This window comes from Photobacterium sp. 270122K, from assembly GCF_059941365.1.
Genome location: NZ_JBPOEN010000001.1, coordinates 640,683 through 659,401, shown reverse-complemented (window position 1 = coordinate 659,401; position 18,719 = coordinate 640,683). Strand labels below are relative to the sequence as shown.

Sequence of the window (18,719 nt, the reverse complement as noted above, 5' to 3'; positions counted from 1 at the left end):
AAAGCCGTGCGGTGTTCTCTGGCCGCCCGGCGTCAATATTTCATATCTAAACAGTCAGTATCTCAACACCTCAAAAATACAAATAACATTCTCTCAAGTCACTTGGAGTCAGATCATGCGGTCTGGCTCTTTTTTTCATCCCGCTTTTCCAATAAAAAATCCACCAAGGCGCGCACCCGCTTGGCCTTTTGGCTGTGCTGGTGGAAATAGACATGCACGCCTGACATGGTTGACCAGTAGTCAGGTAACACCGGGATCAGCTCACCCGACGCAAAATAAGGCTCAAACACTGGGGCCATCAATTGTCCTATCCCCAATCCATTCAATGTTCCGTCAACGACCAGATAAGTGTCGTTGACCACCAGAGCGCGTGGTATTTCCACCGTCATTGGTGTGCCATCTTGGATCACTTCAACCGGCGCCAGTTGGTTGGAGGTGATATAACGGTATTGCACCAAGCGATGGTGTTTCAGATCATCTGGAGTCTGCGGTAGGCCCCATTGCGCCACATAGGCTGGCGAGACGGCCAATGCTCTGTCCATCGGCGGTGTTAACGGATGCGCCACCATACCCGCCTCCACTTTCTCACCAAAACGGATCCCCATGTCAAACCCTTCCCGTAGGATATCGACCGTTGCGTCTGATAACGAAATTTCTAATTCAATCGCCGGATAGCGTTGGCAGAATTCCACATACACCGGTTTGATCAGCAGTTGGTAGACAAAATGTGGCATGGTGATACGCACTTTGCCTGATGGCTGGGTGCTGAGATCGCTGATGCTTTCCACCGCCAGATTCAGTGCTGACATGGACGTCAGGGTGCGTTCATGCAGCAATTGTCCTGCTTCAGTCAGCTCGATATGGCGGGTGGAACGGGTAAACAGCGGTAAACCGAGTTGCTTTTCAAGTGCTTTCAGTGCCTGACTGACCGAAGCGGGGGTGATTTCTAATTGGCGAGCGGCTTGCGCGAGGCTACCGGCTTGCACAATGGCGTGAAATATCGTTAATTGGTTATAGGTGGTGCCGTTCATGAGACGGTCTCCGTTAAAGCGGGGATGTGATAACGCCCAGTATCTGGGAGGCAGTATAGGTATATTGTTAAGCTCTGCCTAATAATGATTTAAGTGAACAGCAGCTAAACGTAACGAGTCGGGCAATGTATGCTAGCGCTATTAATAGAAACAGCATGTTAAGTATTAGCAAAGGAAACATTATGAATCATGTGCTAGAGAGTGTGAATGACGGTTCAGAAAGTCATATCCGTCAGTTTGTATCGCATTGGTTTGGTTCGTTTGACCGCTTGAGTGAAGAGAGTGGCTTTTTTACGCCGTTCTTAGCCGACGATGTGGTGATCAGCATGCCGGAAGGGACGTTTCATGGGCATGACGGTTTCCGTGATTGGTATGCCATCGCGCTGAGCCTATTTAAATCAGACTGCCAGCATCAGCTTGAGCGGGTGGAAGTACAGCCAGCAGTCACGGCACCTTCAGCGGGGCGCACTGCGTATGACGTGACCATGCGTATTCGCTTGCAAGCGCAGACCCATTCAACGTCTCCAATGGGTGGCGAGCCGGTGGATTTTTTACTGAATGAAACGTGGCGTGTGAGCGTGAATGAAGCGGGGGAGGTGTTGATCCATGAATATCTCGTCGTGCCATTTACTCAGGATACCGAGTAATAACACGGTGCCATCAGCCCATGTTGTGCAGACTGGGCTGATGGCTGTTGGTAAAAGGAAGAAGGGATTATCCCAATGCTTTTTCCATCGGTGGCTGTTTTTTTCTGAACGTCATTTCGATGATGCACAACAGCAAGCCGAGCCAGATCAAACCAAAGCTCATCACTTTCACTTGTAGCAGCACCTCGCCAAATACTAAGACTGCCAGTAAAAACTGGATGCTTGGTTCAATGTATTGAATGAAACCAATCATCACCAAGTTCGTGCGTTCCACGGCCATCGAGAAGAGCACCAAGGGAATTAACGTAACCGGCGCCGAGAGTAAATACAGCATGATTTTGCTGCTATCGCCGGATTGGAAGACGGATGTTTGCTGCCATAAATCCCCAAACAAAAAGCACAGCGCAATCGGCAGAATCGTGATGAGCTCGATCATCATGATGCTGAGCGCATCGAGATGGACAAACTTCTTCATTAAGCCGTAAAGCGCAAACGCCCCGCCCATGATCAGCGACAGCCATGGCAATTCCCCGTAGTAATAGACTTGGCAACCAATGCCCGCAATTGACAAGACCACGGCAATGGATTGATAAGTGGAGAGCTTATCTTTGAGGAACAGCACACCCAAAATAATGGAAAAAATCGGGTTAATGAAATACCCCAAGCTGGCGGCAAGCACCTGCTCGTGAGTGACCGCCCACGTGAAACTGTACAGCGACAGGAAGTTAAACATGCCTGCGAGAAAACACAGTAAGACGGTTTTTTTGTTGCGCATGGCGGCCCATATTTTCCCCATAGGTATGCGTAAGGCTTTCAGTAGAAAGTACACACAGGGGATCGAAAACAGGACACGAATAGAGAGAATTTCGAGCACATTCGCATTGGGAATGTATTGAAAATACAGCGGCAGTAAGCCCCACACTAAGAAGGCAACCACCGCCAGGCCATTACCGGATAACATCATATTACGTCCCTCAGCACACAGAGAGGCAGACCATGAAAAGCGTCTGCCTGATAGTAAAAGTCCCATCAATGAGATGTTGCGTTTGGGTTAGTCAGCGAGCTGATCGCGCACCAATTCCACCCAGAAATCGACGCCGATCATCAAGAGATCGTCGTTAAAGTCGTAATGCGGCAGGTGTAAAGGCACGCCGCCTTTTTCGCCCGTGGCGCCATTGCCGACCAGAATGTAGCTGCTTGGGATTTCACGCTGCATGAACGAGAAATCTTCCGAGATACAGAAGGGTTTGCACTTGTCGTTTACCTTGGCGTCGCCCACGACTTTCTTCGCCACACGCACGGCGATGTCTGATTTTTCACTGTCGTTGACGGTAGATAGCACGCAGTTTTCAAACGTAAAGCGGTAGTCCAGCCCAGCCGCTGCCGTGACCCCCGCGACTACGCGTTCCATCGCTTGTTTGATGTAGGCTTGAGTCTCATCAGAGAAACAACGGGTATCGCCAGACAACGTCACCACAGTCGGGATCACATTGGCACCGCCATTGGTTTTAATGTCGGTGACCGACAACACCGCAGGCTCATGGATGGCATCCAAGTTGCGGGTGATGATGCCTTGCAGGGTAGACACCACATTACAGGCGACCAGTACCGGATCACTGCCCAGATGTGGCATGGCGGCATGCCCCCCTGCTGCGTGGATCTCAATCGAAAAGTGGTTTTCACTGGCCATGACCGAGTTCGGGCTGATCAGGAAGCTGCCCACGTCCAGCCCCGGCAGGTTGTGCATGGCGTAAATGGCATCCATCTTCCAGCGGGTAAACAGGCCATCTTCAATCATGGCTTTGGCACCAGTGCCTTGCTCTTCTGCGGGCTGGAATACAAAGTACACCGTGCCGTCAAACGCGGTATCTTGTGACAGTTGGTATGCCGCACCCAGCAGCATGGCGACGTGCCCATCGTGACCACAGCCGTGCATCATGCCAGCATGTTGAGAGGCATAACCAAAGGTGTTTTGTTCTTGTACAGGAATCGCATCAAAGTCGGCACGCAAGGCAATTGAGCGATCGGACGTGCCACGTTTTAAGATGCCGACCATGCCGGTTTTACCGATATTACGGTGGACCTCAATGCCAAAGCTGTTCAATTTGTCGGCAATGAAATCCGAGGTGACGGTTTCTTCAAAGCCAATTTCTGGGGTGGTATGCAGGAATTGACGCCATTCGATCATATCTTTGGTGCTAATAGTTTGCGTATTCATAGTCATCACATTCACTTAGGCAAAAAAAGAGCAAGATCACGGGATGACCTTGCTCTGTTGATAGAAGAAGGAAAAATTAGTTCGCCATGTCAGTCGCGACAGCGGCATTTGCCGCTTGTTGCGCCGATGCGGCTTTGTTGCGGTTTGCGGTCGCTTTCACGAAGACCATCAATGCCGCCACAACGATAGCGATAGCCGCACACTTCCACAGCGTTACTGGCTCAGACAAGACGATGGCTGCCAGCACGAACGAGGCCAAAGGCATCAGGTTCAGTGCCATACCCGTACCGTCTACACCGACTTTGGTGATGCCGTAGATGTAGATCAAGTAGCTGATACCTGAGATGAACACACCCAGAATGAAGATGCTCAGGATACGTGATGGTGCAGTAAATGCGCCCAGTGCTGTGGTGAAATCCAGACCGTAGAACATCACGACGAAAGTGAAGCCCACTGCCGCAAAGATGAACTGGTGGTACATGGTAGAAATAGAACCGTATTTCTTCGCCAAATCTGCACGGGTGTAGGCCGTTGAAGCAAAGGCAAACGCACTCATGAAGGCAATCAAGTGACCGATGCTAAAGCCGTCAGAGTTCAACGCTGGATCGTAAACCAGCATGGTAACGCCGGCGAACGCCAAACAGGCTGCGCCCATTTGCATCAGGGTGAAACGCTCACCACGGGTCACAAAACCCACGGCCAGAATTTGAATCGGGATCAGGCCCATGATCACGCCGTTTTCAGACGCGGTGATGTAGTCCAGTGACAAGAAAGCAAAGTAACTGAACAACGCTTGCCCGATAAAACCACACGCGAACGTTTTGACGACATCGACGCGGTTATCCCACGAGTAGCTGAATTTTTTGTAGCCTTCAGCGGCAATCGACTTGCGCATAACCTGCAAAATCACGAACAGGGTAATTGACGCCACGACATAGCGCAGCCAAACCAGCATTTTGGAGTCCATGACTTCCATTAGTGGTGTGCCTACAACCCACGGTGTACCCCATAAGAAACCGATGAAGATGGCTGCCGCCCAACCTTTTTGTTTTTCTAACATGATGAATCCGTCCTTTGAATGAGATTAAATATCAGTGCCTGAAAGTAGTTTTCCGTAACCTGGGCAAACCGCTGTTTTGCCGCACAGGTGCATGGAATGCCAGAATAATGCTGAGTTGCTAGAGACAATTGGCACGCCGAATTTGTCTTCTAGGTGCTGGATCTTCTCGACGGCACGCAAACTGGTGCACGACATGAAAATGACGTCGACATTGTTGTCTTTCAGGAGGATTTCAATCCCTTCTTCGAACGATTGCAGAGGGACTTTGTGGATGATGTTGTCATCAAGAATGCCGAAAGCGGCAAGGGACACCACATCAAAACCGGCATCAATCAGTTGTTCACGCAGTGGGAAGTTCACATCGGTTGGGTACGGTGATAAGACCGCGATGCGTTTCGCACCAAGGTGCTTGAACGCGGCTTGGGCGGCTGTCCATGGGTTGGTCGATGGAATGTCACCACGGCCTTTGGTCATCAGCTTTGCCACTTTATCTTCACCGATCACAATCGACGCCGATGTGCAGGCAAACGCCATCACATCCATTGGCAGGCCATCACCCACCAGTACTGCACCGTCGCTGATGCTGGCCGCAACCGCATCCAAGGCTTCCGGTGTCATGCCGTTTTCTTTAAAAATACGGGTACTGAACAGGGCTGCTTGTTCACGTAACAGGTGAGACCAATCGGTTTCAAGGGTGTGGTCGTTCGCCAGTTGCACCAAACCAATGTGGACACGTTCAGGGCGAGGGGCAGGTTCAAAATCCAGTTTTACTTCAAAAGCATCAAATTGTTCAAAGTTCATCTTTCTTTCCTTGTTGTTATTCTTTTTTTTGCCCCCGCGCGAGGGAAGACGCGGGGGCATTTTTTTCACGTTATTTAATGATGATCAGTTCAGGTTCGGCACGCTCAGACAGCCATTCCGCGCCGTCTTCGGTGATCACGATGTTCTCTTCATGCAGCATGGTTTTGCCTTGCGCGTACACCATGCCCGGCTCAAGCGTCATCACCATGCCTGGCTTCAAAACGGTGTTGTCGGTCGCGGTATTAGAAGGACGCTCCGTCAGTTCCATACCCAGACCGTGGCCGACACGGCCAATGTCATTGCCCAGTGCGCCATTGGCTTCCAGCACTTTCCACATCGCGTTATAGATGTCGGTGGTCGTGGCACCCGGACGAGCCGCTTCAAAGCCTTTGGTGGTGGCTTCATACGTCGCGCGGTAGGCCGCTTTGGTTTGCTCGCTTGCGGTGCCGAAGGCCCAGTTACGGTCGAAGTCAGAGAAGTAGCCATCCCACACCGCACCGGTATCAATCAGCAGCACGTCACCGTGTTCAATGACACGATCCGTTGGCCCCATCAGGATGTCGTCGTACGCGTCTGGGCCTGAACCCGCAATGATGAATGGACACGCATCCGCACCGGCTTGCAGCATGTCGATGCCGAACTGCTTACAAATCTCACGCTCTGTCATGCCAACACGGGCGTACTCAGGAATGCGTTTGAAACCGAGGTTGGTGATGCGGCAGACTTCGCGGGTTTTCGCGATTTCCGCTTGGGATTTGATTTGACGTAGGCCATGCATGGCAAGGGCAACATCAACGAATTCTTTGTTCACCATGGTGGTGAGTTTCAGGTAGTTATTCACGGGCATACGCAGGTGCGATTCGATGCCCAGTGTGGCACCCACACGGCCATGGCGGCTTGGCAGGGTGTTTAAGACGTTAGCGACCAAACTGATACCGTCATCTTCCGGACGAGGGGCCGGCCATGTAATGACCTCATCAAGCCACGTGTTACCCATGCCTTTGGCGCCGATTTCCGGCACGACCGCAATGGGTTTGCCTTCAGCGGGTACAATCACGAACCAAGGGCGCGTCGGGCTGTGCCAGAATTGCGAGAGGAAGCCAGTGAAGTAACGTACGTTTGGTTCCGTGGTGAAAATCATCGCATCGAGTTTCATCTCATGCATCACTTTCTGTGCACGCTCGGTACGGTGTTCAAATTCTTGTTGGGTAAAACCACGCATTGGTGTTGTCATTGTCTTTTACCTTGTATCACATTGTATGATGTTGTTTTTATTAGGTTGTGCGTTGCACAAGGGGGATGCCGAATGAGGGGCGGCATCACCCTTGTTATTTTGTTTGTTTGGCGCTTGACGCTTGGTGTTGCTGGTTTTGGTTTTTTTATTTGTCACGTCGGCGAATTAACGCAGGGTGGCCGTCATCGCACGATCCAAATCGGCAATCAGCTCTGGCGTGTGCTCAAGGCCGATGTTCAGGCGCACCAAGCGACCCGCGTAATCTTTGCCCGGACGTTCAATGTTTGGGTACACCAGCGCAAGACTGGTCACGCCGCCCCAGCTCATGCCGATCTTGAACATCTCAAGGGTGTCGATGAAGGCTTCCACTTGCTCGGCGGTGTAGTCGTCGCTGAACAAGAAAGAGAACACGCTGCTTGAACCGGTGAAATCACGTTTCCAGATCTCATGGCCCGGGCAAGACGGGAATGCAGGGTGGAAGACTTGCGACACAGCAGGGTGGGTGGATAGCCACTCCGCCACTTCCAGTGTCGATTTTTCGAGGTGTGCTAAGCGCAGCCCAAGGGTTTGCAGGCCGCGTAGGGCAAGGTTGCAATCGTCCGGCGAAACCGCAAGGCCAAGTTGCTTGTAAGTGGCTCCGACTTTCTCTTTCAGGGCTTCGGTGTTTACCGATACCGTCCCCAGTAGCAGGTCGCTGTGACCGCCTACGTATTTGGTTAGTGCTTGCATGTTGATGTCGACGCCGTGGGCGAATGCATCAAACAGTACGCCGGCCGCGTAAGTGTTATCGATGGCGACCAATGCGCCTTTTTCATGTGCTGCCGCACAAATGGCTGGCACATCTTGAATTTCCATGGTCACAGAGCCCGGGCTTTCTACCCAGATCAACGCGGTGTTGTCACGGATAAGATCAGCAATGCCTGCGCCGATCAGTGGGTCGTACGGTTCAACGTCAATGCCTAGACCTTTTAATAGGCCTTGCGCCATTTCTTTGTTTGGCCCGTAAGCACTGTGTGGCACTAACGCGTGGCTGCCTGCCTGACAAAGGGCGAAATACACCAATGCGATGGCTGCTTGGCCGCCAGGGACGACAAAACTGTGAAGTGCGCCTTCTAATTGTGCAATACGTCCCGATAATTCCAACGTGGTTGGTGTACCGTACAGGCCGTAGCTGTAACCGCCTTTTGCTTGGTCCCACGCATCCACCACATCGGCTTGCTTATTAAACAGTACCGTCGAACCGCGGTAAGTTGGGGTAGCTAATGATTCAAACCCTGGCGCTGCCAATGTTTGTGGTTGTACGAGTCTGCTCTGCCAATGCATGTGTGCTCCAAATAGGTAGTGAGCTGAATATGCTGGCAATTTTATTCCGTTGACCTTGATAATTGCGCTCGTATTCACGGGCGCTTTTGAGAAAATTTTTCACATGAACCAGTTAGTTGATAGCTTTGATCGCGCCATTCTTTCTCTGTTACAAAAAGACAACACCACCCCGCTGCGCATTGTCGCCGAGCAAGTGCACTTGTCGACCGCATCGGTACAGCGCCGGATTAAGCGGTTAGAAGAAAACGGGGTGATTCAGGCCAATACCGCCGTGATTGCGCCGGAAAAAGTGGGGCAAATCATCACCATCTTGGTCGAGGTGCACGCGGTGCGTACGCAAGCATCTGATATGGAAGACCTTAAGCGTTCGTTCTCAGGGCCGGAAATCCAACAGTGTTATTACGTCACAGGGGAAGCGGACTTTATCCTGGTATTAACTGTCGCCAACATGGCGGAATATGAAGCGATCAGTGGGCGTTTGTTTTACAACAATCCGAACGTGAAATGGTTCCGTACCATCGTGGTGATGGATCGTGTCAAAGCCACACTGGACACCCCGATCCCACTGCTTGAACAAGAAAGTTAAGCGCACTCGGCATATGCACAAAAAGCCCGTTTGACGGGCTTTAGTGACCTTCCTCCCGATTCACCCGCGAGAAAATTTCTCACCGAAAGACATCATTTTTCCCTCCCACTGTAAGAAAGTCTGATTTCTTTGAGGTTGCCGCAAACCTCTATCACACTACTTCTGGCGATCATCGACGCTGGTGGCTTTACGTCTCGCTGAATGCCTAAAAGGACGAAAAAAAGAGGGGCGCTTACTGCTTCACGATGAGAAAAAATGCCGCCGAACGATGTGTTGGGAAGGCACTCTCTCATCGTTATACGGTCGTTGCGAGGCTGCGGTTGAAGGAAAGGGGCTTGAGACTGAGACCTGTCGCTAAATGATCGTGGCAGCGTGGGCGGCATGAGAAGGCAGAGTATCAGCGGGAGTGAACGACAGATAAAAAACGCCGCTCACCAAATGGGAGAGCGGCGTTGCTTGCGGCAGGTGCCAAATAAGCAAGGGAATGTCTTATCGTTTAGGCACACTCAGGCTTAGGCTGACGGGAAGTGACCGTCAGTGAGCCTCAAAGCGGTATTACGCATTAACAGGTTTGGCATCAATAACCGGCTTTTCATCTTTGGTTTCGTACGCATTAAAGACATACAGTGCCACAACGATGGTGGAAACAATCGCTGTCTTGAAGAAGGACAAGTCTTCGCCCAGCGCCACAACGGCGACCACATAACCCACCAATGGCATCAGGTTCAGTGACAATGACGACTTTTCTACGCCAATTTTCTTAAACGAATACAGCTGAATCACGTAGCTCAGGCCTGAGATCCCGGTACCCAAGAAAACCAGTAGGCTCAGCAATAGCGGATCAGACAGGATGATGGTGATTTGAGACAGATCCAGCCCCATCGCGATAACCATGACGAGGCCAAAAATGGCCACGGAAATGTACTGCATCAGCATCGATACAACCGAACCGTATTTGTCCGCAAGGCTGGCACGTAGGTGAGCGGTACATGCGATAGACAACACAGAACAGGTCACAAACAAGAAACCTAACCACGGTGTGCCACCTTCGACATCATTCGTTGGTCCGACGCTCATGACGTAAATACACAGCGCAGAGACAATGAACGCCCCCCATTGGATCTTGTTCATGCGGAAGTTCATGAACATCATGCCAAAGAAGACGGTCACGAACGGGTTCATTCCCTGTACCACGCCATTTTCTGTCGCGCCGATATGCCCCAGTGACAGGAAGTTAAACAGTGAAAATAGCCCTTGGCCGACAATGCCACACATGGCGATTTTGAAAATATCGGATTTATCAATTTTCAGTGATGTGCCCAGTTCTTTATTTACCTTGGTGTTTTTGTAGGTCAGCATAAAAATGACCGACAAGCCGATAACGGCGGTCACATAGCGGAAAAATACCAACGTCATTGGGTCAACCGCCATAGAGAGCGGTTTCGACACCACGCCCGTTACACCCCAAATCACCGCGACCGAGATAGCTGCAATCCACCCTAAAACGACATCTTTATTCGTATTGTTCATGACATAATTCCTTTGCATCACAATACCCCTACATGGGCGTAGGGGCAGGTAGGTTGTGTTAAATTAGTTGATAATGATCAGCTCTGGTTCCGCACGCTCAGACAGCCATTCCGCGCCATCTTCAGTGATCACGATGTTCTCTTCATGCAGCATGGTTTTGCCTTGCGCGTACACCATGCCCGGCTCAAGCGTCATCACCATGCCTGGCTTCAAGACGGTGTTGTCGGTAGCGGTATTAGACGGACGCTCTGTTAGCTCCATACCTAGGCCGTGGCCGACACGGCCAATGTCATTGCCCAGTGCGCCATTGGCTTCCAGCACTTTCCACATCGCGTTATAGATGTCGGTAGTCGTGGCACCCGGACGAGCCGCTTCAAAGCCTTTGGTGGTGGCTTCATACGTCGCGCGGTAGGCTGCTTTGGTTTGCTCGCTCGCGGTACCGAAGGCCCAGTTACGGTCGAAGTCAGAGAAATAGCCATCCCATACTGCGCCCGTATCAATCAGCAGCACGTCACCGTGTTCAATTACACGATCCGTTGGCCCCATCAGGATGTCGTCGTACGCGTCTGGGCCTGAACCCGCGATGATGAACGGACACGCATCCGCACCGGCTTGCAGCATGTCGATGCCGAACTGCTTACAAATCTCACGCTCTGTCATGCCAACACGGGCGTACTCAGGAATGCGTTTGAAACCGATATTCGTGATGCGGCAGACTTCGCGGGTTTTGGCGATTTCCGCTTGGGATTTGATTTGACGCAGACCATGCATGGCAAGCGCGACGTCAACGAATTCTTTGTTCACCATGGTGGTGAGTTTCAGGTAGTTATTTACGGGCATACGCAGGTGCGATTCGATGCCCAGTGTGGCACCCACACGGCCATGGCGGCTTGGCAGGGTATTCAGTACGTTAGCAACCAAGCTGATGCCGTCGTCTTCTGGGCGTGGTGCTGGCCAGGTAATGACCTCATCAAGCCATGTGTTACCCATGCCTTTGGCGCCGATTTCCGGCACGACCGCAATGGGTTTGCCTTCAGCGGGTACAATCACGAACCAAGGGCGCGTCGGGCTGTGCCAGAACTGCGAGAGGAAGCCGGTGAAGTAACGTACGTTTGGTTCCGTGGTGAAAATCATCGCATCGAGTTTCATCTCATGCATCACTTTCTGCGCACGCTCGGTACGGTGTTCAAATTCTTGTTGGGTAAAACCACGCATTGGTGTTGTCATCATCTTCTACCTTATAAAAATGGATTTTTTGGTTTTTTATAATTATTTTGCTTTGATGCTATTTGCCCCGCTGACCCCATTTGAATTCGTGTCGATTTGAAATGGAGAGGGGGACCTTGATGACGCCGATTGAGGGAGTGGCGTCACCAAGGCGGTGTATCGGTATGGCTGTAACCTGCGGTTACTGGGTGATAGCGACCATGGCGCGTTCCAGATCCGCAATCAGTTCTGGCGTGTGCTCAAGGCCGATGTTCAAGCGCACTAAACGACCCGCGTAATCTTTGCCCGGACGTTCAATGTTTGGGTACACCAGCGCAAGACTGGTGACGCCGCCCCAACTCATGCCGATCTTGAACATCTCAAGGGTGTTGATGAAGGCTTCCACTTGTTCGGCGCTGTAGTCTTCGGTGAACATGAAAGAGAACACGCTGCTGGAGCCGGTGAAATCACGTTTCCAAATTTCATGGCCTGGGCAAGACGGGAATGCTGGGTGGAATACATCTGCCACAGCTGGGTGATTAGATAGCCACTCCGCCACTTCCAACGTTGATTTCTCTAGGTGTGCAAGACGAATTGCCAGAGTTTGCAGGCCGCGTAGGGCAAGGTTGCAATCGTCCGGAGAAACGGCGAGGCCAAGCTGTTTGAAGGTGTCACCCACTTTGGCTTTCATTGCTTCAGTGTTCACCGATACCGTACCGAGTAGCAGGTCGCTATGACCGCCTACGTATTTGGTCAGTGCCTGCATGTTGATGTCGACGCCGTGGGCGAACGCATCAAACAGCACGCCTGCGGCGTAAGTGTTATCAATCGCGACCATTACGCCTTTCTCATGCGCCGCCGCACAGATTGCCGGTACGTCTTGAATTTCCATGGTCACAGAGCCCGGACTTTCCACCCAGATCAACGCGGTGTTGTCACGGATAAGATCAGCAATGCCTGCGCCGATCAGTGGGTCGTACGGTTCAACGTCAATGCCCAGACCTTTCAATAAGCCTTGTGCCATTTCTTTGTTCGGGCCATAAGCGTTGTGAGGAACCAGTGCGTGGCTGCCTGCTTTACAGAGTGCGAAATACACCAGTGCAATCGCGGCTTGGCCGCCAGGTACCACGAAGCTGTGCAATGCGCCTTCCAGCTGTGCAATACGACCAGACAGTTCCAGTGTGGTAGGGGTGCCGTACAGGCCGTAGCTGTAACCGCCTTTTGCTTGGTCCCAAGCATCAACCACATCGGCTTGTTTATTAAACAAGACCGTTGAACCGCGGTACGTTGGGGTCGCTAGCGATTCAAATCCCGGTGCGGCTAACGTTTGTGGTTGTACAAGTCTGCTCTGCCAATGCATGTGTTTGCTCCAAATCGGTCATGCTGAATAGTGAATATGCTGACTATACTATTTGGCTTAACGTGAGAATGGCGCTCGAAAAAGGGCGTGATTTTGAGAAAATTTATCGCCAGCCTTCTGGTGTGTCGAAGAGAAATAGCGGCCTGGATCACAGTGGCGTGATTGTCTGAATTCGTGGGTGCTCGCGGGTATAAAACAGGTGCCAGACCACGCTGGCTGGGGCTTGTCGCCAAAGAGGGCATAAGAATACGCGTGCTGAAAGAGGGAGCCATCAAGGCCATTTTTCGACAGAGAAGTGTGAGTAGGGTGCGAGAAAAATTCTCACCCCATGGCGATATTTTTTTCAACTTCATGGAAGACGCGTGGCTTTTTAGACGTGGCGACAAACCTGCATCACGTTTTGTTTGGGGAGGCCTTCGTCATTGATCGTGTTTTCGCCCTCTCGGACTATTATTTCCAAAAAAGCAGAATTATTTTTCGTCTTTTTCTCTCGCGAGGCGTCTTGATAGGTAAAGACATAACGACATAACGAATAGTACGATGATGAAAAACAACACAACGAATAACGAGACGATATCACTGCCGGCTGCGTCCATGATTGAAGACGCCTGTGAGTGGGCCATCATGCATGGGGTGGCATTTCGCCAGGCCGACAATACCGCGCGCCACTGTCCGTTCAGTTTGGCGCCGATGACGATGGAGCGCGACGTGTTCGATCATCTGCGCCGCGTGACGCCCCTGATCACCAAACTGATCAGCCGCGTGTCAGACGATCATGATTTTCTGCAAGCCACCTTGGGCGACATGGCCAAGGCGGATCCGTTTTTTGGCCGTTTAATGGCGCTGCATCAGCAAGCGCACGGGAACGCCACGGCGCGTTTGCATCCTGCGCGTCAACCGCTGTTGCTGATGCGTACCGATTTTATGGATGATCGCCAGCACGGGGCGAAAGTGATTGAATTTAACGGCATCGCAGCAGGCATGGGGCCGTTCGGCCAGCGCGCCACGGAATTTCACGCGTACTTGCAAGACCAATGGCCGCAGGTGTATCAAAACTGGTTGGAAGATAAAACGGCGACTCCGGCTGAAAACCAAGGCTTAACCCAATTGGCATTTGCGATTGCCACGGCGGCGAAACAGGTGCAGGCCGATTTTAATGGCGAGGGCAAGCCCACGTTCTTGATGGTGGTACAAAAGAACGAAGACAATGTGTATGACCAGCATTTGCTGGAAGTGGCGTTGCAGCAATTGGGTGTGCGCACGGTGCGTCGTACCTTTGAACAATTAAGCAGCCAATTAGCCACGGGCGAAAATCAGCGGTTGTTGTTGGCAGATATCGGCCCGATAGACGTGGTGTATCTTCGCGCCGGTTATCAGTACAGCGACTATTGCGCGCCGGAATTGAATGAGCCGGTTTGCTGTCACACGTTGAGCCAAACACGCCTGTTCATTGAGCAGCATCACGTGGCGGTGAACGCGACCATCAGCCAGCAATTGGCCACCAGTAAGTCAATGCAAATGCAGTTGACCATGATGCCTGCCGCCGACTATGCCCGTTGGGATATCAGCTTGGAAGACGCGGTGTTGATCAAAAGCGTGTTGGCCGAGATGAAGCCGGTGAATGCCGACACGATCCACTGGTTTACCACGCAGGCCAACCAAGCGGAGTGGGTGCTGAAAAACCAAGGGGAAGGCGGTGGCCATTGCGTGTTTGGAGCGGATATTGCGGACACACTCCGTCAGTTACCCGTTGAAGATCATGACGCATGGGCGCTGATGCAACGTTTATACCCACACGAGCGTGACGTCCCGACGGTTGCTGTCCGTGATAGCCAGCCAAGCTTGGTGACCGATTTGGTCAGTGAAATCGGCTTGTTCACCGCGTATTACAACGGTGAGGCCGTCACTGAACTGGACGGCTATGCGGGCTATTTGATCCGCAGTAAACCGGCCAGTGAAAACGAAGGCGGCATCCATAGCGGCAAAGGCATTTTAGACTCGCTAACCTTGATTGATTAATTTGGCCTGATGGGGCGTATTGGCCTCTCAAGCGCGTCACAGACAGCAGCGTGTATGAGGACACTCACACGCTGCTTTTTTCTCTCTTTTCTATTACTGAGCTGAAAATTGTGACGCTGGCCAGTGAATGACTGACTGCCCATTGAGTAGGCGGAGAATAATGTGATATCGCTGAGTCATAATGGCTGGAGAGAAGGAAAACTGGCGATGTACGTAGCGTGTATGGATGTGGAATCGTTGTTTATTGAATACAAGCGTGATGAAGACATAGATGAAGTGCTGGATAAAAAACTGCGCATCTTGCTCAGTACGTGTTTTACCGGCGAGGAAGATAAAATCTTCAAAACGCAGCGTTACGTTCGCGATATACCGCAGCACCGCTATTTATTGTGGAGTACCGACAATCAGTTAGTCGGCCAAGCCGCAGTATATGAAAAAACTGTGGTCAGTGACGGGGTGCCGTATGCCATCGGTGGGATCGCCGAAGTGTGCGTGCTACCGGCGTACCGCCAGCAAGGGTGGGTGAAACAGATGCTGCAGCGGATCCACCATGACCGACAGGCGGCGGGAGATGCCTTTGCCTTCCTGTTTGGCGACGCACAATTTTACCAAGGCAGTGGTTATCGCAGCGCCGACCGGTTACAGATGATCAACCGGCAAGGGGAGTGGGTGCCGATCAGCTATGGCATGTATACCGAGCTGAACCAGACGTGGCCAACCGGTGACGTACAGTTGGTGGGCGTGCCGTTTTAATATAAACACTGACAAAGCACATAATAATCGCATGTCCATGATAGGGCTGTCGCTGAAAAGGGCAGCCCTTCTTTATGACACTGAAATAGTGTTGTCGTTATTAAGGGGTCGGAATCACACGGTTGGAAATACCGTGATATTTATTCCAAATAGGTATTTTGTTTTTATTTCAAACTCGCGTTCGCGAAAAGTCATCACAGAGAGGGAACATCCCAAAATTGTGCAGTATATCACGGCGTGAGTGGGGGCGATTTTTTCTTATTGCAATGAAAATCAATCGTTTGCGTGGCGTGTGAGTAAGGGCGCTTCATGTTGATGGATTAACATACAAGTTGATGATTTAAAATATTTTTAAGGTTTTCTTGATTGCTTTCAAATAGTCGTGAGAGAAATCACGTTTTAGTTTTGAATTTCCCACTACATTAGCGCCAGTTTTATGTAATGGAAAAACAGAAATGACAAATCCTATCAACGAATATCTGGATAGTATTCAAGACGATTTAATTGACTTCACCAGCCGTCTCATTCAATGCAAAACCTTGACGGGTGATGAGCGTGAAGCCGCCGAGTGTGTGATCCGTGAAATGGAAAAACTGGGTTTCGATGAAATCCGTGTGGATTCTTACGGCAGCGTGCTTGGTCGTATCGGTAATGGTGAATCGGTATTCATGTACGATGCACACATTGATATCGTTGATGCGAAGGATGAAGCCGATTGGACGCACCCACCATTCAGTGGCCACATTGAAGATGGCGTACTGTGGGGGCGCGGCAGTGTTGACACCAAATCATCGGTTTGTGCGATGGTGTACGGTGCGCATGCGATGAAGCATTGCGGTCTGCTGGAAGGCAAAACCCTGTTGGTGTCGGCTTCTGTAATGGAAGAAGATTTTGATGGTGAGTTGCTTTACCAAGCACTGAAAGAAAACGATCTTAACCCAACGTACTGCATCATTGGTGAGCCAAGCAGCTTGCGCCTTGCTGTGGGTCACCGTGGTCGTGCGATGTACAAAGTGACCACTACCGGTAAATCTGCCCACGGCTCTCAGCCGCAGAACGGGGTGAATGCCATCTACAAGATGAACCAAATTATTGCGAACGTTGAACGTCAGCAGCAAGAGTTTGATGCACTAGTAGGCGTGAGCGAAAAAGGCTCTGTGGTATTGTCGAATATCGAATGCCGTTCAGCGTCACTGAATGCCGTTCCTGACCGTTGTACGATTTACCTTGATCGTCGCTTGGCACTGGGTGAAACCGAAGACATCGTCGCAAAAGAGATGGATCGTATCGTTGAAGGCACCGATGCAACATGGGAAATCTATGATGCAGTGGGCCACGCTTACACCGGTAAAGAAGTCGTGTTGCACACCTTCCTGCCTGCATGGGAAACGGATCGTTCTCACCCATTGGTGGAAGCCGGTCAGGTGGCAATGAAAGAAACGTTGCAGCGTGACGGTGAAGTATTCAAGTGGGAATTCAGCACCAATGGTTTCGCAACCAACGACAAATACCAAGTGCCAACCATCGGTATTGGCCCGGGTGATTTGCGTCTAGCGCACCAGAAAGATGAGCGTTGTGACACAGCAGAAATCGTAGCAGCGGCGAAAATTTACGCCCACATTGCACGCAATATCTGATTGCCGATAGGCACGAAAACAAAACCCCTCTTGTGAGGGGTTTTTGCGTTTTAGGGGGAAGCGACTGACGTAAATTGGATGGTGCTGTAACGGGTAGCACCGCCTATGACATTTCTTTTATTCTTTTAATATCTCCGCCTGACGCACAGTAATCCCCTGATGGGGCGCGTGGCGGATCACTAAGTTTGGCGCCAGACTGATCGCATGATTGTTCGCACGGTTGTCAGGGGGCGCCGTGGTCGTGGGTTCGCGCAATTGACGCAGCATCAGTTCAAAGCCTTGCAGAGCGATATCACGCATAGGTTGATGCACACTGGAAAAGCCCAGCGTACGAGCCAGATAGGTGTCATCAAACCCCATGATGGTGATAGGTAGAGAGCGTGTGTGTTGTGGCGCGTGTGCCTTTGATTGTGTTTGTAAATGAGCTTGTAGCTGGGCCTGTAATTGCGTGTGCAACTGGCTGGCTGCGATATCATCGGAGCAGAAGATCGCCGTCAGCGGCTTATCACTGTTGTCGATAATATGCTGTGAAATATAGCGATCGAGCGCAGATTCATCATAACCGGTCAGGATATGGTCACTATCAAGCATGATACCGTTTTTGGCGAGCGTGGTTTGAAAGCCGATAAAGCGATCCGAGCGTAAATCACTGGCACCCAAGTAGCCAATGCGGCGGTGGCCGTGGTGTAAAAAGTGTTGGGCGACCAGTTCGCCACCCAAGTGGTGATCGGTGCCGACACTTAACATTGCCGGTGTCGTGACGGTCAGCAAGACTACCGGAAAAGGCAGTTCGTGCAACGATTGAATGTGCTGCTCTTTGATGGAGCGCGGCACCAAAAATACGCCATCCACATGGTGGTTTTCACATTCTTTCAGGAAGAGCTTTTCCAGTTGCAGGTTGTTGCGGCTATTGAACAGCAAAATGCTGCGCCCGTGTTTAAAGGCTTCTTCTTCCAGCACATCTAACAACTGAGTGAAGAACGGATTACTCAGATTACGCACGATCACAGCAAACAACTTGGTCGCTTTTTTCTTTTTTGGTGCAGGCTTTTGGTAGTTGAGCGCCTCGATAGCCGCTTCTACCTGCTGTTTTACCGTGTCAGACACCTTATCACTGCCATTCATGACCCGTGATACGGTCGCGATAGACACACCCGCCTGTTTGGCAACATCCCGAATCGTCATTCCTTGTTTTCCTGTGTCGTGGGCAAAAGTGTGTGGAGAACTGTCAGCGTCAGTGATTTTTCGTTCTGATCTGCTTCAGAAAAGGGCATCACACGTTGCGCGCCATCATACCCTGAAGTTATGTAACAA

At 51.2% G+C, this 18,719-nt stretch carries 16 protein-coding genes; 5 read left to right on the top strand and 11 right to left on the bottom strand.

From position 1 onward, the window contains the following. Positions 1-113: 113 nt before the first annotated feature. Positions 114-1,031, bottom strand: a complete 918-nt coding sequence (locus ACSF8W_RS02915; protein WP_500844867.1) for a LysR family transcriptional regulator — start codon at positions 1,029-1,031, stop codon at positions 114-116. 182 nt (positions 1,032-1,213) lie between these two features. Here ACSF8W_RS02915 and ACSF8W_RS02910 point away from each other — a divergent pair, with 182 nt between their 5' ends. Further along, on the top strand, positions 1,214-1,678 hold the full coding sequence (locus tag ACSF8W_RS02910; protein ID WP_500844865.1) for a nuclear transport factor 2 family protein: 465 nt from the start codon (positions 1,214-1,216) through the stop codon (positions 1,676-1,678). A 67-nt stretch (positions 1,679-1,745) separates the two neighbouring features. Here the strand turns inward: ACSF8W_RS02910 and rarD are convergent, their stop codons facing one another. The 6 genes from rarD to ACSF8W_RS02880 form a co-directional block, all read right to left on the bottom strand. Beyond that, complete coding sequence (rarD, locus tag ACSF8W_RS02905) at positions 1,746-2,642, bottom strand: EamA family transporter RarD (protein ID WP_500844863.1); 897 nt, start codon at positions 2,640-2,642, stop codon at positions 1,746-1,748. 87 nt (positions 2,643-2,729) lie between these two features. Beyond that, positions 2,730-3,896 (bottom strand): M20 aminoacylase family protein, encoded by a 1,167-nt coding sequence (locus ACSF8W_RS02900; protein WP_500844862.1) that lies wholly within the window; start codon positions 3,894-3,896, stop codon positions 2,730-2,732. Positions 3,897-3,972: 76 nt separating this feature from the next. Further along, a complete protein-coding gene (locus tag ACSF8W_RS02895) occupies positions 3,973-4,956 on the bottom strand; it encodes a DMT family transporter (RefSeq protein WP_500844861.1) in 984 nt (327 codons plus the stop codon). Positions 4,957-4,980: 24 nt separating this feature from the next. Then, a complete protein-coding gene (locus ACSF8W_RS02890; protein ID WP_500844859.1) occupies positions 4,981-5,757 on the bottom strand; it encodes a maleate cis-trans isomerase family protein in 777 nt (258 codons plus the stop codon). A gap of 70 nt (positions 5,758-5,827) precedes the next feature. Next, complete coding sequence (locus ACSF8W_RS02885; protein ID WP_500844857.1) at positions 5,828-6,991, bottom strand: M24 family metallopeptidase; 1,164 nt, start codon at positions 6,989-6,991, stop codon at positions 5,828-5,830. Positions 6,992-7,156: 165 nt separating this feature from the next. Further along, positions 7,157-8,314, bottom strand: coding sequence for a cystathionine beta-lyase (locus ACSF8W_RS02880; protein WP_500844855.1), 1,158 nt, complete (start codon positions 8,312-8,314; stop codon positions 7,157-7,159). Between the two features lie 103 nt (positions 8,315-8,417). On the opposite strand from ACSF8W_RS02880, the gene ACSF8W_RS02875 reads away from it, so the two are divergent. Then, positions 8,418-8,900 (top strand): Lrp/AsnC family transcriptional regulator, encoded by a 483-nt coding sequence (locus tag ACSF8W_RS02875; RefSeq protein ID WP_500844853.1) that lies wholly within the window; start codon positions 8,418-8,420, stop codon positions 8,898-8,900. Between the two features lie 555 nt (positions 8,901-9,455). On the opposite strand, the gene ACSF8W_RS02870 is transcribed toward ACSF8W_RS02875, so the two are convergent. The 3 genes from ACSF8W_RS02870 to ACSF8W_RS02860 form a co-directional block, all read right to left on the bottom strand. After that, positions 9,456-10,430: a DMT family transporter gene (locus ACSF8W_RS02870; RefSeq protein WP_500844851.1), complete on the bottom strand. Its 975-nt coding sequence runs from the start codon at positions 10,428-10,430 to the stop codon at positions 9,456-9,458. 63 nt (positions 10,431-10,493) lie between these two features. Then, positions 10,494-11,660, bottom strand: coding sequence for a M24 family metallopeptidase (locus ACSF8W_RS02865; RefSeq protein ID WP_500844849.1), 1,167 nt, complete (start codon positions 11,658-11,660; stop codon positions 10,494-10,496). A gap of 178 nt (positions 11,661-11,838) precedes the next feature. Continuing rightward, a complete protein-coding gene (locus ACSF8W_RS02860) occupies positions 11,839-12,996 on the bottom strand; it encodes a cystathionine beta-lyase (protein ID WP_500844847.1) in 1,158 nt (385 codons plus the stop codon). 543 nt (positions 12,997-13,539) lie between these two features. Here ACSF8W_RS02860 and ACSF8W_RS02855 point away from each other — a divergent pair. The 3 genes from ACSF8W_RS02855 (at position 13,540) to ACSF8W_RS02845 (ending at position 17,405) form a co-directional block, all read left to right on the top strand. Then, positions 13,540-15,015, top strand: coding sequence for a glutathione synthase (locus ACSF8W_RS02855; protein ID WP_500845001.1), 1,476 nt, complete (start codon positions 13,540-13,542; stop codon positions 15,013-15,015). Between the two features lie 207 nt (positions 15,016-15,222). After that, the gene (locus tag ACSF8W_RS02850; RefSeq protein ID WP_500844845.1) at positions 15,223-15,768 is read left to right on the top strand and encodes a GNAT family N-acetyltransferase; all 546 of its coding nucleotides are present in this window, start codon (positions 15,223-15,225) and stop codon (positions 15,766-15,768) included. A 455-nt stretch (positions 15,769-16,223) separates the two neighbouring features. Beyond that, complete coding sequence (locus ACSF8W_RS02845; RefSeq protein WP_500844844.1) at positions 16,224-17,405, top strand: YgeY family selenium metabolism-linked hydrolase; 1,182 nt, start codon at positions 16,224-16,226, stop codon at positions 17,403-17,405. 117 nt (positions 17,406-17,522) lie between these two features. Here the strand turns inward: ACSF8W_RS02845 and ACSF8W_RS02840 are convergent, their stop codons facing one another. After that, positions 17,523-18,590: a LacI family DNA-binding transcriptional regulator gene (locus ACSF8W_RS02840; RefSeq protein WP_500844842.1), complete on the bottom strand. Its 1,068-nt coding sequence runs from the start codon at positions 18,588-18,590 to the stop codon at positions 17,523-17,525. Positions 18,591-18,719 lie beyond the last annotated feature (129 nt).

Coding starts and splice junctions, on each gene's coding strand:
- ACSF8W_RS02915 (WP_500844867.1), bottom strand. CDS start 1,031: ATGAACGGCACCACCTATAACCAATTAACGATATTTCACGCCATTGTG.
- ACSF8W_RS02910 (WP_500844865.1), top strand. CDS start 1,214: ATGAATCATGTGCTAGAGAGTGTGAATGACGGTTCAGAAAGTCATATC.
- rarD (WP_500844863.1), bottom strand. CDS start 2,642: ATGATGTTATCCGGTAATGGCCTGGCGGTGGTTGCCTTCTTAGTGTGG.
- ACSF8W_RS02900 (WP_500844862.1), bottom strand. CDS start 3,896: ATGAATACGCAAACTATTAGCACCAAAGATATGATCGAATGGCGTCAA.
- ACSF8W_RS02895 (WP_500844861.1), bottom strand. CDS start 4,956: ATGTTAGAAAAACAAAAAGGTTGGGCGGCAGCCATCTTCATCGGTTTC.
- ACSF8W_RS02890 (WP_500844859.1), bottom strand. CDS start 5,757: ATGAACTTTGAACAATTTGATGCTTTTGAAGTAAAACTGGATTTTGAA.
- ACSF8W_RS02885 (WP_500844857.1), bottom strand. CDS start 6,991: ATGACAACACCAATGCGTGGTTTTACCCAACAAGAATTTGAACACCGT.
- ACSF8W_RS02880 (WP_500844855.1), bottom strand. CDS start 8,314: ATGCATTGGCAGAGCAGACTCGTACAACCACAAACATTGGCAGCGCCA.
- ACSF8W_RS02875 (WP_500844853.1), top strand. CDS start 8,418: ATGAACCAGTTAGTTGATAGCTTTGATCGCGCCATTCTTTCTCTGTTA.
- ACSF8W_RS02870 (WP_500844851.1), bottom strand. CDS start 10,430: ATGAACAATACGAATAAAGATGTCGTTTTAGGGTGGATTGCAGCTATC.
- ACSF8W_RS02865 (WP_500844849.1), bottom strand. CDS start 11,660: ATGATGACAACACCAATGCGTGGTTTTACCCAACAAGAATTTGAACAC.
- ACSF8W_RS02860 (WP_500844847.1), bottom strand. CDS start 12,996: ATGCATTGGCAGAGCAGACTTGTACAACCACAAACGTTAGCCGCACCG.
- ACSF8W_RS02855 (WP_500845001.1), top strand. CDS start 13,540: ATGAAAAACAACACAACGAATAACGAGACGATATCACTGCCGGCTGCG.
- ACSF8W_RS02850 (WP_500844845.1), top strand. CDS start 15,223: ATGTACGTAGCGTGTATGGATGTGGAATCGTTGTTTATTGAATACAAG.
- ACSF8W_RS02845 (WP_500844844.1), top strand. CDS start 16,224: ATGACAAATCCTATCAACGAATATCTGGATAGTATTCAAGACGATTTA.
- ACSF8W_RS02840 (WP_500844842.1), bottom strand. CDS start 18,590: ATGACGATTCGGGATGTTGCCAAACAGGCGGGTGTGTCTATCGCGACC.